The sequence below is a fragment of the Enterobacter sp. 241F3 genome, assembly GCF_034106785.1.
In the GTDB taxonomy this organism is placed as follows: domain Bacteria; phylum Pseudomonadota; class Gammaproteobacteria; order Enterobacterales; family Enterobacteriaceae; genus Enterobacter; species Enterobacter vonholyi.
The window spans coordinates 83,254-96,394 of sequence record NZ_JAWNDD010000004.1; the positions used below are offsets into that span (position 1 = coordinate 83,254).

Here is a 13,141-nt window from a genome sequence, read left to right on the forward strand (position 1 = left end):
GTAACCGGCGAAGAATTATCCGGTTTTACGCTGACGCGTTTTTTTCACCGGTTTAATTGATTTCACTTCGCTTTCTACCCAGCCGTCTGACAGGCGCGTCGTCAGCACATCGCCTGTACTCACCTGTTTGGTTTGCTTCAGCACTTTGCCGTCCGTCGCCGTCGTCACGCTATAGCCGCGCGCCAGCGTGGAGAGGGGGCTAACCGCTTCAAGGTGGGTCACCGCATTGCCAAAGCGTTCGCGGGTGGTGCTCAGTCGCGCACGGATAGTTTCCGCCAGACGATACTCCAGCTGCTGAATTCGCGTTTGCGCGCGATAAATTTTCGGCTGCGGGTTCTGCTGGTTCAGGCGCTGGGTCGCGCGCTGCTGGCGCGATATCGCGCGCTTAAGCTGCGCGTCCACCGCAACGTTCATGCGCTGACGCAGACGTTCCAGAACGGTCTGCTGACGCGCCAGACGCAGCTGCGGGTGCTGCTGCTGTAGACGGTGGTGAAGCTGGGTAAAGCGCCGGGTCCGGTTGGCGAGGTAGTAGTCCATCGCCATCTCAAGACGCTGCTGGCCGTTCTGAATCTGACGCAGCAGCTCCAGCTGGTTGCGGCTGACCACTTCCGCCGCCGCGGACGGCGTCGGCGCGCGGAGATCCGCGACAAAATCGGCGATCGTTACGTCCGTTTCGTGGCCGACGGCGCTCACCACGGGGATCTGACTTGCAAAGATTGCCCGCGCAACGCGCTCGTCGTTAAAGCTCCACAAGTCTTCCAGCGAGCCGCCACCGCGCCCGACGATTAGGACGTCGCACTCCTGACGGGCGTTCGCCAGCTCAATGGCGCGCACAATCTGGCCCGGCGCATCGTCACCCTGCACGGCGGTCGGGTAGATGATGACGGGCAGGGAAGGGTCGCGACGCTTCAGCACGTGCAAAATATCGTGCAGTGCCGCACCGGTTTTCGAGGTGATGACCCCAACGCAGTGGGCGGGGGAGGGCAGCGTCTTTTTGTACTGCTGGTCGAACAGCCCCTCGGCAGAGAGCCGGGCTTTTAACTGTTCATACTTCTGCTGCAGCAGGCCTTCGCCCGCGGGTTGCATGCTCTCGACGATAATCTGATAGTCGCCGCGCGGCTCATACAGGGTGATATTGGCGCGAACCAGAACCTGCTGGCCGTGCTGAGGGCGAAACGTCACACGGCGGTTGCTGTTGCGGAACATCGCGCAGCGCACCTGGGCGGTGTCGTCTTTTAAGGTAAAGTACCAGTGACCGGAGGACGGCTGCGTGAAGTTAGAGATCTCACCGCTGATCCAGACCTGCCCCATTTCCTGCTCAAGCAGCAAACGCACCGTCTGATTCAGGCGGCTGACGGTATAAATTGAGGGGGATTGAGAGGATAACATGTGAGCGGGATCAAATTCTAAATCAGCAAGTTATTCAGTCGATAGTAACCTGCTGAGAGGCAATCGCAAGCTTTTTTATAAAAAAGTGTAGATGCAATCGGTTACGCTCTGTATAATGCCACGGCAATATTTAACCACCCAGGTCAGAGATATTGCCCATGCTACGTATCGCTAAAGAAGCACTGACGTTTGACGACGTCCTCCTCGTTCCCGCTCACTCCACCGTTCTGCCGAATACTGCCGACCTCAGCACGCAGTTGACGAAAACCATTCGCCTGAACATTCCTATGCTCTCTGCGGCAATGGACACCGTGACTGAAGCGCGCCTGGCTATTGCCCTGGCACAGGAAGGCGGCATTGGCTTTATCCACAAAAACATGTCCATCGAACGTCAGGCAGAAGAAGTTCGCCGCGTGAAGAAGCATGAATCCGGCATCGTGTCTGACCCACAGACCGTTCTGCCAACCACCACGCTGCACGAAGTGAAAGCCCTGACCGAGCGTAACGGCTTCGCCGGTTACCCGGTTGTGACCGAAGAGAACGAACTGGTTGGTATTATTACCGGTCGTGACGTGCGTTTCGTGACTGACCTGAACCAGCCTGTTAGCGTGTACATGACGCCAAAAGAGCGTCTGGTTACCGTTCGCGAAGGTGAAACCCGCGACGTGGTGCTGGCAAAAATGCACGAAAAACGCGTTGAAAAAGCGCTGGTTGTTGACAGCAACTTCCACCTGCGCGGCATGATCACCGTTAAAGATTTCCAGAAAGCAGAACGTAAGCCTAACGCCTGTAAAGACGAGCATGGCCGTCTGCGCGTCGGCGCTGCGGTTGGCGCAGGTGCTGGTAACGAAGAGCGCGTTGACGCGCTGGTTGCCGCGGGCGTTGACGTCCTGCTGATTGACTCCTCTCACGGCCACTCCGAAGGCGTTCTGCAGCGTATTCGTGACACCCGTGCTAAATACCCTGACCTGCAGATCATCGGCGGTAACGTAGCTACTGGCGCAGGCGCTCGCGCGCTGGCTGACGCCGGCTGCAGCGCGGTGAAAGTGGGTATCGGTCCTGGCTCTATCTGTACCACGCGTATCGTGACCGGCGTGGGCGTTCCGCAGATCACCGCGGTCTCTGACGCGGTTGAAGCGCTGGAAGGGACCGGTATTCCGGTTATCGCTGACGGCGGTATCCGCTTCTCTGGCGACATCGCGAAAGCGATCGCTGCGGGCGCAGCGGCGGTGATGGTAGGCTCTATGCTGGCCGGTACCGAAGAATCCCCGGGTGAAATCGAACTCTACCAGGGCCGTTCTTACAAATCTTACCGCGGTATGGGCTCCCTGGGCGCGATGTCCAAAGGTTCCTCTGACCGTTACTTCCAGACCGATAACGCCGCAGACAAACTGGTGCCGGAAGGTATCGAAGGTCGCGTTGCCTATAAAGGCCGTCTGAAAGAAATTATTCACCAGCAGATGGGCGGCCTGCGCTCCTGTATGGGTCTGACCGGCTGTGGTACCATTGACCTGCTGCGTACTAAAGCGGAATTCGTACGCATCAGCGGTGCGGGTATCCAGGAGAGCCACGTTCACGACGTGACGATCACCAAAGAGTCCCCGAACTACCGTCTGGGCTCCTGATAAGTTTCCGCGCCCGGCTTCTGCCGGGCGCTCTGTTTTTGTTTCACTTGCCTCGGAATTAGCGTCAATGACGGAAAACATTCATAAACATCGCATTCTCATCCTGGACTTTGGTTCTCAGTACACTCAGCTGGTGGCGCGTCGCGTGCGTGAACTGGGCGTTTACTGTGAACTGTGGGCGTGGGATGTCACGGAAGCACAGATTCGCGAATTCAATCCAAGCGGCATCATCCTGTCCGGCGGCCCGGAAAGCACCACCGAAGAGAACAGCCCGCGCGCGCCGCAGTACGTATTCGAAGCTGGCGTGCCGGTATTCGGCGTTTGCTACGGTATGCAGACCATGGCAATGCAGCTGGGCGGCCACGTAGAAGGCTCCAGCGAGCGCGAGTTCGGCTATGCGCAGGTTGAAGTGGTTAACGACAGCGCGCTGGTGCGCGGTATCGAAGACTCCCTGACCGCAGACGGCAAACCGCTGCTGGACGTGTGGATGAGCCACGGCGACAAAGTTACCGCCATCCCGTCTGACTTCGTGACCGTTGCCAGCACCGAAAGCTGCCCGTTTGCCATCATGGCGAACGAAGAAAAACGCTTCTACGGCGTGCAGTTCCACCCGGAAGTGACCCACACCCGTCAGGGTATGCGCATGCTGGAGCGCTTCGTGCGCGACATCTGCCAGTGTGAAGCCCTGTGGACCCCGGCAAAAATTATCGACGACGCCGTTGAGCGTATCCGCCAGCAGGTTGGCGATGACAAAGTGATCCTCGGCCTCTCCGGCGGCGTAGACTCCTCCGTGACCGCGATGCTGCTGCACCGCGCCATCGGCAAAAACCTGACCTGCGTCTTCGTGGACAACGGTCTGCTGCGTCTGAACGAAGCCCAGCAGGTTATGGACATGTTTGGCGACCACTTCGGTCTGAACATCGTTCACGTGGAAGGCGAGCAGCGCTTCCTGGACGCGCTGAAAGGCGAGAACGATCCGGAAGCAAAACGTAAGATCATCGGCCGCGTGTTCGTGGAAGTGTTCGACGAAGAAGCGCTGAAGCTGGACGACGTGAAGTGGCTGGCGCAGGGTACCATCTACCCTGACGTGATCGAGTCTGCGGCTTCCGCCACCGGTAAAGCACACGTCATCAAATCTCACCACAACGTGGGCGGCCTGCCGAAAGAGATGAAGATGGGCCTGGTTGAACCGCTGCGCGAGCTGTTCAAAGACGAAGTGCGTAAGATCGGTCTGGAACTGGGTCTGCCGTACGACATGCTCTACCGTCACCCGTTCCCGGGCCCGGGTCTTGGCGTGCGCGTGCTGGGTGAAGTGAAGAAAGAGTACTGCGACCTGCTGCGTCGTGCGGACGCGATCTTCATCGAAGAGCTGCACAAAGCTGACCTGTACAACAAGGTAAGCCAGGCGTTTACCGTGTTCCTGCCGGTTCGCTCCGTCGGTGTGATGGGCGATGGCCGTAAGTACGACTGGGTTGTTTCCCTGCGTGCGGTGGAAACCATCGACTTTATGACAGCGCACTGGGCGCACCTGCCGTACGACTTCCTTGGCCGCGTGTCTAACCGCATCATCAACGAAGTGAACGGTATTTCCCGCGTGGTGTATGACATCAGCGGTAAGCCACCGGCTACGATTGAGTGGGAATGATTTCCCTCTGAGTTAACCCAAAACCCTCTGCCCGTGCAGGGGGTTTTTTATTTTCCTATTTCCCTTCACCCAACCGATACGCCAGCGCCACCACCAGCGACTGCACCAGGCACAGCGTCGCCGACTGAGAACGGAACGCATCCACCTGCGCCTCTTTCACCACAAAGCAGAGATCGCTGAACGTTGCCAGGGGGCTTATCTGGCTGTCCGTAATCACAATCTGCCGCGCGCCAACGCTGGCGGCGGTTTCGCTGACCATCACCGTCTCTTCCGCGTACGGCGAGAAGCTGATCGACACCACAATGTCGCGCGCCTTAATGCGGCTGATTTGCTCGCGCAGCATCCCGCCCATGCCGTCGAGCAGGATAGGGCGGCACTCCAGATGGCTCAGGGCATAGGTGAGGTACGCGGCGACGCTAAAGGAGCGGCGCAGTCCGGCGATGTAGATGGTGTCGGCGTCGGCCAGCAGCTGTACCGCGCGCTCCAGCATCTCCGGCTCGGCGCGGGCGGCCAGCTGCTGCAGCGCCTGCGCGTTCGAGCGGGCAAACTCCTGCAGGATATCGAGCGGCGTTTCCGGCACGGCCTCGCTCTCCATCTCGCGGAACAGCCGGGCGCGGTCGCTGTAGCTGGCGGTCTCCTCTACCAGGTTCATGCGAAACAGCTGTTTCATTTCGTTGAAGCCGGTGAAGTCAAAGGCGTTGGCAAAGCGGATCAGCGTCGAGGGCGGCACGTCGGCGCGCTCGGCAATGACGGCAACCGTATCAAACGCCACGCTGTTGGTGTTGTCCAGCACGTAGCGTGAGACCTGCTGCAGCCTCTTGCTCAGGCTATCGTAGCGATCGCGGATTTGCTGCTGCAGTTCGTTCAGGCTGGTTGCTGTCGTCATCTTATCCCCCAAATACAGTCATATGATTCTAAACGCAAAACCGCGTCTTTTAAATGTCGGCCATCCATCTGGCAGCAAAAATGAAACAGAAGCTTCAGTCATTTCCTCGCCCGAAATTCCTTAATAGCGCACGCGGCGTCTGTGGTGCTGGCTGTTAACATAAAAATCCATCCTTGATCACAATAATCATCATTTATTTTATTTCAACTTAAAATGGAATATTTGTTTCATATATAGTGTTCAGTACACAGTGTTCAGGTCACAGTCACGTATCAACAGCGAGAGGTTAAGGATGGAGACGGTAGCGAATTTTATTCACGGCGAATGTGTCACCGGTTCAGGCCAGCGCGTTCAGGCGATCTTCAACCCGGCCACCGGCGAGCAGATCCGCCAGGTGGTGATGAGTACGGCGCAGGAAACGGAGCAGGCCATTGCCGCCGCGCAGCAGGCGTTTCCTGCGTGGGCGCGTCATGCTCCGCTTAAGCGCGCGCGCGTGATGTTCCGCTTCAAGGCGCTGCTGGAAGAGAACATGGATCGCCTGGCCCGCCTCATCAGCGAAGAGCACGGCAAGGTCTTTTCCGACGCGGTGGGCGAGCTGACCCGCGGCCTGGAAGTGGTGGAGTTTGCCTGCGGTATTCCGCATCTGCAAAAGGGCGAACACTCGGCGAACGTCGGGACCGGCGTCGACAGCCACTCGCTGATGCAGCCGCTCGGGGTCTGCGCCGGGATCACGCCGTTTAACTTCCCGGCGATGGTGCCGATGTGGATGTTCCCGATTGCGCTGGCAACCGGGAATACCTTCGTGCTGAAACCGTCGGAAAAAGACCCTTCTCTGGCGCTCGCGCTGGCGCAGCTGCTGAAAGAGGCCGGCCTGCCGGACGGCGTCTTCAACGTGGTGCAGGGCGATAAAGAGTCCGTTGACGTGCTCCTGACAGACCCGCGCGTGCAGGCGGTGAGCTTTGTCGGCTCCACGCCGATTGCGGAATACATTTACCAGACCGCGTCCGCCCACGGTAAGCGCTGTCAGGCGCTGGGCGGTGCGAAAAACCACTGCATTTTAATGCCGGATGCCGACATGGAGATGGCGACCAACGCCATCATGGGCGCGGCCTACGGCGCGGCGGGCGAGCGCTGCATGGCGCTCTCGGTGGTGCTGGCGGTGGGCGATAACACCGCCGATGACCTCTGCGCCCGGCTGGAAAAACAGATTGCCGCGCTGCGCGTCGGACCGGGGCTGGACCAGTCGCCGGAAAACGAAATGGGGCCACTCATCTCCTCCGCGCACCGCAGCAAGGTGCTGGGCTACATCGACAGCGGGGAAGCGCAGGGGGCGACGCTGCGCGTGGACGGCCGCGGCTTCAACGTGAAGGGCCACGAGCAGGGCTATTTTGTCGGGCCGACGCTGTTCGATAACGTCACTCCGGAGATGACCATCTATAAAGAAGAAATTTTTGGTCCGGTGCTTTCTGTGGTGCGCGTAGCAGATTACGCCAGCGCGGTGGACCTGATTAACCGCCATGAATATGGTAATGGCTCGGCGATCTTCACCCGCGACGGCGGCTGCGCGCGCCGCTTCTGCGAAGAGGTGCAGGCGGGTATGGTGGGGGTCAACGTGCCGATCCCGGTGCCGATGGCATTCCACAGCTTCGGCGGCTGGAAGCGCTCCATCTTCGGCGCGCTCAACGTCCACGGCAGCGACGGCGTGCGTTTCTACACCCGAATGAAAACCATCACCGCGCGCTGGCCGGAAATGCAGCAGGAGACAGGCGCTGCGTTCTCCATGCCGACGCTGGGCTGACAGGAGGCGTTATGCAAACCGAACGTATGACCATGGCCCAGGCGCTGGTCCGGTTCCTTAATCAACAGTACGTCAGCGTGGACGGCAACGAAACGCCCTTCGTGGAGGGCGTCGCCACCATCTTTGGGCACGGCAACGTGCTGGGTATCGGCCAGGCGCTGGAGCAGGATCCGGGCCATCTGCAGGTGATGCAGGGCTGCAACGAGCAGGGCATCGCCCATATGGCGACGGGATTTGCCAAACAGCACCGTCGTCAGCGCATCTTTGCCGTCACCTCCTCCGTCGGGCCGGGCGCCGCCAATATGGTCACGGCCGCGGCAACCGCCACGGCGAACCGCATCCCGCTGCTGCTGCTCCCGGGCGATATCTACGCCAGCCGCCAGCCGGACCCGGTGCTGCAGCAGATCGAGCAGTATCACGACCTCAGCATCAGCACCAACGACTGCTTCCGTCCGGTCTCCCGCTACTGGGACCGCATTAACCGCCCCGAGCAGTTGATGAGCGCAATGCTTAGCGCGATGCGAACGCTTACTGACCCGGCAGATACCGGTGCGGTGACGATTTGCCTGCCGCAGGACGTGCAGGGGGAAGCGTGGGATTACCCGCTGAGCTTCTTCGCGCGTCGCGTGCACCACATCGAGCGTCGCCCGCCCGATCCGCAGCGTCTGGCGCAGGCGCGGGCGCTGATCGCCCGCAAGCGTCGCCCGCTGGTGGTGTGCGGCGGTGGCGTGCGCTATTCCGGCGCACATGAGGCGTTTCGCGAATTTGTCGAGACGCTGCAGCTGCCGTTTGCCGAAACTCAGGCCGGAAAGGGGGCGCTGGTAAGTGACCACCCACTTAACCTCGGCGGCGTAGGGGTGACGGGCGGAATGGCGGCCAACCAGCTCGCGCCGCAGGCTGACCTGGTGATTGGCATCGGCACGCGCCTGACCGACTTTACCACCGGCTCCAAGGCGCTCTTTTCCCATCCGGACGTCGAATTTCTGCTGCTGAACGTGGCCGAGTTTGACGCCCTGAAGCTGGACGCCACGGCGCTGATTGCCGACGCTCAAACCGGGCTCGAGGCATTGACCCACGCGCTCGGTGATTACCGCAGCGGCTGGGGAGAGGCGATCGCTGAGGCGAAATCCGCCTGGCGCGACGAGTGCCGCCGCCTGTGGGATCGCCAGTGGCGTCCTGACGACGCGCCCGAAGTGGCGGGGCACCTGGACGCGCAGTTGGCGGAGTACGGCGAGGCGCTCAATACCCGCCTGACCCAGACGCGGGTGCTGGGGCTGATCAACCAGCATGTGGAAGATAACGCCATCGTGGTGGGCGCGGCCGGTTCGCTGCCGGGCGATTTACAGCGCCTCTGGCAGGTCAAAACGCCGGACAGCTATCACCTGGAGTACGGTTACTCCTGCATGGGTTACGAGATTGCGGCAGCCATCGGCGCGAAGCTTGCCCGACCCGAGCAGCCGGTATACGCCATGGTGGGGGATGGCTCCTACATGATGCTGCACTCCGAGCTGCAAACCGCGGTGCAGGAGGGCATTAAGGTCACCGTTCTGCTGTTTGATAATGCCAGCTTCGGCTGCATTAACAACCTGCAGATGGGGCACGGTATGGGCAGCTTTGGCACGGAAAACCGCCATCGCAACCCGGAAACCGGACGGCTTGACGGTCCGCTGGTGAAGGTCGATTTTGCGCAAAACGCGGAGAGCTACGGCTGCCGCGCGTGGCGGGTGCAAGACGAGCAAAGCCTGCTGGCGGCGCTGGAGGCGTCACGCGCCCATCCGGGCCCGACGCTGCTGGACATCAAGGTGCTGCCGAAGACCATGACCCACGACTACGCCTCCTGGTGGCGAACCGGTGATGCGCAGGTGGCGGAATCGTCTGCCGTGCGTGAAGCCGCGGAGCAAACGCAGTCGCAGGTGAAAAAAGCCCGTCAGTATTGAGTTTTTCCGCCGTAACGAAATTTTCATTTCATTTTTATTTTCCCCTCACCCCAGCCCTCTCCCCAAAGGGGAGAGGGAGAAAAGACCGCGCCGTACCGTCCCCTCTCCCCTTTGGGGAGAGAGTTATGGTGAGGGGCACATCTCCCGCGATGTTGTGAGATTGATAACAAAATTTATCTCATTCATCTCAAAAGTGTTAACCCGCACTCAAAAACATAATTTTCACTATTTATAAAAATGAAATAAATGTTTTATTTATAGGGTCGTTAGTTCACAGCATTCACCAACACCGGGAGCCGTTATGTTTAACATTGCTTTACTGGGCGCTGGCCGAATTGGCCAGGTACATGCAGCTAACATCGCCAGCCACGGCGCGACCACGCTCTGGTCCGTGGTTGACCCGAATCAGGAATTTGCCACCCGTCTCGCCACGCAGTATCAGGCCCGCCAGCAGAGCCTGGATGAAGCGATGACCGACCCTAACGTTCACGCCGTGCTGATCGCCTCCGCCACCGATACCCACGCGGACCTGATTGAAATGGCCGCCCGCCACGGCAAGGCCATCTTCTGCGAAAAGCCGGTCCACCTTGACCTCGCCCGCGTGCGCGACTGCCTGAAGGTGGTAAAAGAGTATGACGTGCCGCTGTTTATCGGCTTTAACCGCCGCTTTGATCCGCAGTTCCGCCGCGTGAAAACCGACGCGCAGGCCGGGTGCATCGGCAAACTGGAATCGTTGCTCATCATCTCCCGCGACCCGTCTCCGCCGCCTGCGGAGTACGTGCGCGTTTCCGGCGGCATGTTCCGCGATATGACCATTCACGACTTTGACATGGCCCGCTTCATCATGGGCGAAGAGCCGGTGTCGGTGTATGCCCAGGGCAGCAACCTTGTGGATCCGGCGATTGGCGAGGCGGGGGACATCGATACCGCGTTTATCGTCCTGAAATACGCCTCCGGCGCGATGGCGACCATCGTTAACAGCCGCCGTTCATCTTACGGCTACGACCAGCGCCTGGAGCTGCACGGCTCCGAAGGGCTGCTGTGCGCGGGCAACATTCTGGAAAACCAGGTGCAGCACTACGGCAAACAGGGCTGCACCAGCGCGCTGCCGGAACACTTCTTCCTGCAGCGCTACAAATCCGCTTACGCCGCGGAATGGGAACACTTTGTCGCGGTCCTGCGCGGCGAAGCGGTGCCTGACTGCAGCGGCGATGATGGTGAACGTGCGCTGTACCTTGCGGATAAAGCGCTGGAGTCACTGCGCAGCCAGCGCGAGATCGTCCTCTAAACACCACAACCCTACACAGAGAGACATAATAATGAAAAAACTGATCGTAGCCGCCCTCATCGCCATGACGTCCGGGGCCGCTCTCGCCGAAAACGAGCAAATTGTTTTCAGTACGCCAAACCTGGCCATGCCGTTTGAAGTTCACATGCAGCGCACGGCGGTAAAAGCCGCAAAAGAGATGGGCGTGAAGCTTCAGGTGCTGGACGGGCAGGGCAGTTCACCGAAGCAGGTGGCTGACCTGGAAAACGCCATCACCCGCGGGGCGCAGGGCTTTATCGTCTCCCCTAACGACGTGAACGCGGTCTCCAGCGCGGTGGATGAAATTCAGGATGCGAAGCTGCCGGTGGTCACCCTTGACCGCTCCGTCGACAGCCAGAAGAAAGTGCCGCACTTTGGCGCCAACAACTACAAAGGCGGCCAGGCGATTGGCGACTTCGTCAAAACCAAATTCCCCGACGGGGCGGAGATCATTCTGCTGACCGGCCAGCCGGGCTCCTCCTCCAACATCGAACGCACTAAAGGGATCCGCGACAGCCTGAAGGCGGGTGGCGATAAGTACAAGATCGTCGCCGATCAGACCGGCAACTGGATGCGTTCTGAAGGGATGCGCATCGTGGAAAGCGTGCTGCCCTCGCTGCCGAAACGCCCGCAGGTGATCCTCTCCGCCAACGACGACATGGCGCTGGGGGCGATCGAAGCCCTGCAGAGCCAGGGCGTGAAGCCGGGTGAAATTCTGGTCACCGGCTTTGACGCGGTGCCGGAAGCGCTGGCCCGCGTGCGCGACGGCTGGCTGGCGGTAACGGCGGACCAGCGTCCGGGCTTTGCGGTGCAGACGGCGATGAGCCAGCTGGTGGCCAACGTGCGCGAGAAGAAGGCCATCACCGGGGCCGACTACCCGCCGACGCTGATCACCAAAGAGAACCTGCAGCAGGCTGAGCGTATCGGTGAGGCCGGTAACTGATTTATCCGCAGCCGTCGCTGGCGCGGCGGCTCACTCTAAAGGAGGAGCAGACCGATGTCGCAACCCTTACTGAAAGTGACCGACCTGGCAAAAAGCTTTTCCGGCGTCTGGGCGTTAAGCAGCGCCCAGCTGACCGTCGGCGCGGGCGAGATCCACGCCCTGCTGGGGGAAAACGGGGCGGGTAAATCCACGCTGCTGAAGGCGCTCGCGGGGGCGCAGCCGCAAACCCGCGGGGAGATCTGGTTCAACGGCGAAACGCTGCCGGTGGACGACTCCCCGGTGGAGCGCCAGAACAAGGGCATTATCACCATCTATCAGGAATTCAACCTGCTGCCCAACATGACCGTCGCGGAAAACATGTTTCTCGGGCGCGAGCCGCGTAAACGTAACCTGATCGTCGACGAAAAGGCGGTAAACCAGGAGGCGCAGGTCATTCTCGACTATCTGCAGCTGAACGTTGCGCCGACCACCCCGGTCGCCCGTCTGAGCGTGGCCCAGCAGCAGATGGTGGAGATCGCCCGGGCGCTGACCCTCAACGCCAGGCTAATCATTATGGACGAACCGTCCGCCGCGCTGAGCGACAGCGAGGTGGAAAGCCTGCACCGCGTGGTGCGCGAGCTTAAAAACCGTGGCGTGAGCATTATTTACGTTACCCACCGTCTGCACGAAGTTTTCCAGCTCTGCGACCGCTTCACCGTTTTCCAGGACGGCCGTTTCACCGGCACCGGCGCGGTGGCGGAGACCAACGTCGAACAGCTGATCCGCCTGATGGTCGGGCGCGACGTGGCCTTTAATCGCCGTCCCGCCAGCGAAACGCATCATGAGGACAAGCCCGTCCGCCTGGCGGTGAAGGGGCTGAGCCGCGAAAAGCCGCCGCTGGATCCGCACGGCATCGCCCTGCACGACATCAGCTTCCACGTCCACGCCGGGGAGGTCTTAGGCATTGCCGGACTGGTGGGCGCCGGGCGCACCGAGGTGGCCCGCTGCCTCTTTGGCGCGGACGCGTTTACCTCGGGCAGCTTTGAGCTGGACGGCGTGCCCTACCAGCCGCGTGACCCGCTGTATGCCCTCGACCAGGGCGTGGCGCTGGTGCCGGAAGACCGCAAAAAAGAGGGGGCGGTGCTGGGGCTGTCCATTCGCGACAACCTGTCGCTCTCCTGCCTCTCCTCGCTGCTGCAGTGGCGCTGGTTCGTGAATACCCGCAAAGAGGACGACCTGATCGAGTCCTACCGCAAGGCGCTGCAGATCAAAATGGTCAACAGCGCGCAGGAGGTGCGCAAGCTCTCCGGCGGTAACCAGCAAAAGGTGATCCTCGCGCGCTGCATGGCGCTCAACCCGCGGGTGCTGATCGTCGACGAGCCGACGCGCGGCATCGACGTAGGGACCAAATCGGAAGTGCACCAGGTGCTGTTTGACATGGCGAAAAAGGGCGTGGCGGTGATCGTGATCTCCTCCGATCTGCCTGAAGTGATGGCGGTGTCAGACCGGATCATCACCCTCAGCGAAGGGCGAGTGACCGGCGAGATCCACGGTGACGACGCTAACGAAGAACGGCTGATGACGATGATGGCCATCAACCACAACGCCCTGAACGCGGCATAACGGAGTTTCT

General features: G+C 60.5%; 9 protein-coding genes. 7 read left to right on the plus strand and 2 right to left on the minus strand.

Features of this window, described 5'->3' with window-relative positions; genetic code table 11:
- Nucleotides 1-15 precede the first annotated feature (15 nt).
- Nucleotides 16-1,389 (minus strand): exodeoxyribonuclease VII large subunit, encoded by a 1,374-nt coding sequence (gene xseA / locus UR504_RS13150; RefSeq protein ID WP_133294910.1) that lies wholly within the window; start codon nucleotides 1,387-1,389, stop codon nucleotides 16-18.
- Between the two features lie 158 nt (nucleotides 1,390-1,547).
- On the opposite strand from xseA, the gene guaB reads away from it, so the two are divergent.
- Entirely contained in the window at nucleotides 1,548-3,014 is a 1,467-nt protein-coding gene (gene guaB / locus UR504_RS13155) for an IMP dehydrogenase (RefSeq protein WP_008502128.1), read from the plus strand.
- Nucleotides 3,015-3,081: 67 nt separating this feature from the next.
- The gene (gene guaA / locus UR504_RS13160; RefSeq protein WP_008502126.1) at nucleotides 3,082-4,659 is read left to right on the plus strand and encodes a glutamine-hydrolyzing GMP synthase; all 1,578 of its coding nucleotides are present in this window, start codon (nucleotides 3,082-3,084) and stop codon (nucleotides 4,657-4,659) included.
- Between the two features lie 55 nt (nucleotides 4,660-4,714).
- On the opposite strand, the gene UR504_RS13165 is transcribed toward guaA, so the two are convergent.
- On the minus strand, nucleotides 4,715-5,545 hold the full coding sequence (locus UR504_RS13165) for a MurR/RpiR family transcriptional regulator (protein ID WP_008502123.1): 831 nt from the start codon (nucleotides 5,543-5,545) through the stop codon (nucleotides 4,715-4,717).
- A 292-nt stretch (nucleotides 5,546-5,837) separates the two neighbouring features.
- Between UR504_RS13165 and UR504_RS13170 the strand changes: the two genes are divergently transcribed.
- The 5 genes from UR504_RS13170 (at nucleotide 5,838) to UR504_RS13190 (ending at nucleotide 13,131) form a co-directional block, all read left to right on the plus strand.
- Nucleotides 5,838-7,343 carry a CoA-acylating methylmalonate-semialdehyde dehydrogenase gene (locus UR504_RS13170; RefSeq protein WP_320739773.1) on the plus strand — a complete coding sequence of 502 codons (1,506 nt, stop codon included), beginning with the start codon at nucleotides 5,838-5,840 and terminating at the stop codon, nucleotides 7,341-7,343.
- An 11-nt stretch (nucleotides 7,344-7,354) separates the two neighbouring features.
- The gene (gene iolD / locus UR504_RS13175; protein ID WP_302236148.1) at nucleotides 7,355-9,280 is read left to right on the plus strand and encodes a 3D-(3,5/4)-trihydroxycyclohexane-1,2-dione acylhydrolase (decyclizing); all 1,926 of its coding nucleotides are present in this window, start codon (nucleotides 7,355-7,357) and stop codon (nucleotides 9,278-9,280) included.
- Between the two features lie 301 nt (nucleotides 9,281-9,581).
- Nucleotides 9,582-10,568 (plus strand): inositol 2-dehydrogenase, encoded by a 987-nt coding sequence (iolG, locus tag UR504_RS13180; protein ID WP_115875988.1) that lies wholly within the window; start codon nucleotides 9,582-9,584, stop codon nucleotides 10,566-10,568.
- Nucleotides 10,569-10,599: 31 nt separating this feature from the next.
- Nucleotides 10,600-11,529: a sugar ABC transporter substrate-binding protein gene (locus UR504_RS13185; RefSeq protein WP_008502118.1), complete on the plus strand. Its 930-nt coding sequence runs from the start codon at nucleotides 10,600-10,602 to the stop codon at nucleotides 11,527-11,529.
- Nucleotides 11,530-11,583: 54 nt separating this feature from the next.
- Nucleotides 11,584-13,131 (plus strand): sugar ABC transporter ATP-binding protein, encoded by a 1,548-nt coding sequence (locus UR504_RS13190; RefSeq protein WP_021241823.1) that lies wholly within the window; start codon nucleotides 11,584-11,586, stop codon nucleotides 13,129-13,131.
- Nucleotides 13,132-13,141 lie beyond the last annotated feature (10 nt).

Bases quoted from the DNA above. Each gene is read 5' to 3' on its own strand.
- xseA (WP_133294910.1), bottom strand. From the start codon at position 1,389: ATGTTATCCTCTCAATCCCCCTCAATTTATACCGTCAGCCGCCTGAAT.
- guaB (WP_008502128.1), top strand. From the start codon at position 1,548: ATGCTACGTATCGCTAAAGAAGCACTGACGTTTGACGACGTCCTCCTC.
- guaA (WP_008502126.1), top strand. From the start codon at position 3,082: ATGACGGAAAACATTCATAAACATCGCATTCTCATCCTGGACTTTGGT.
- UR504_RS13165 (WP_008502123.1), bottom strand. From the start codon at position 5,545: ATGACGACAGCAACCAGCCTGAACGAACTGCAGCAGCAAATCCGCGAT.
- UR504_RS13170 (WP_320739773.1), top strand. From the start codon at position 5,838: ATGGAGACGGTAGCGAATTTTATTCACGGCGAATGTGTCACCGGTTCA.
- iolD (WP_302236148.1), top strand. From the start codon at position 7,355: ATGCAAACCGAACGTATGACCATGGCCCAGGCGCTGGTCCGGTTCCTT.
- iolG (WP_115875988.1), top strand. From the start codon at position 9,582: ATGTTTAACATTGCTTTACTGGGCGCTGGCCGAATTGGCCAGGTACAT.
- UR504_RS13185 (WP_008502118.1), top strand. From the start codon at position 10,600: ATGAAAAAACTGATCGTAGCCGCCCTCATCGCCATGACGTCCGGGGCC.
- UR504_RS13190 (WP_021241823.1), top strand. From the start codon at position 11,584: ATGTCGCAACCCTTACTGAAAGTGACCGACCTGGCAAAAAGCTTTTCC.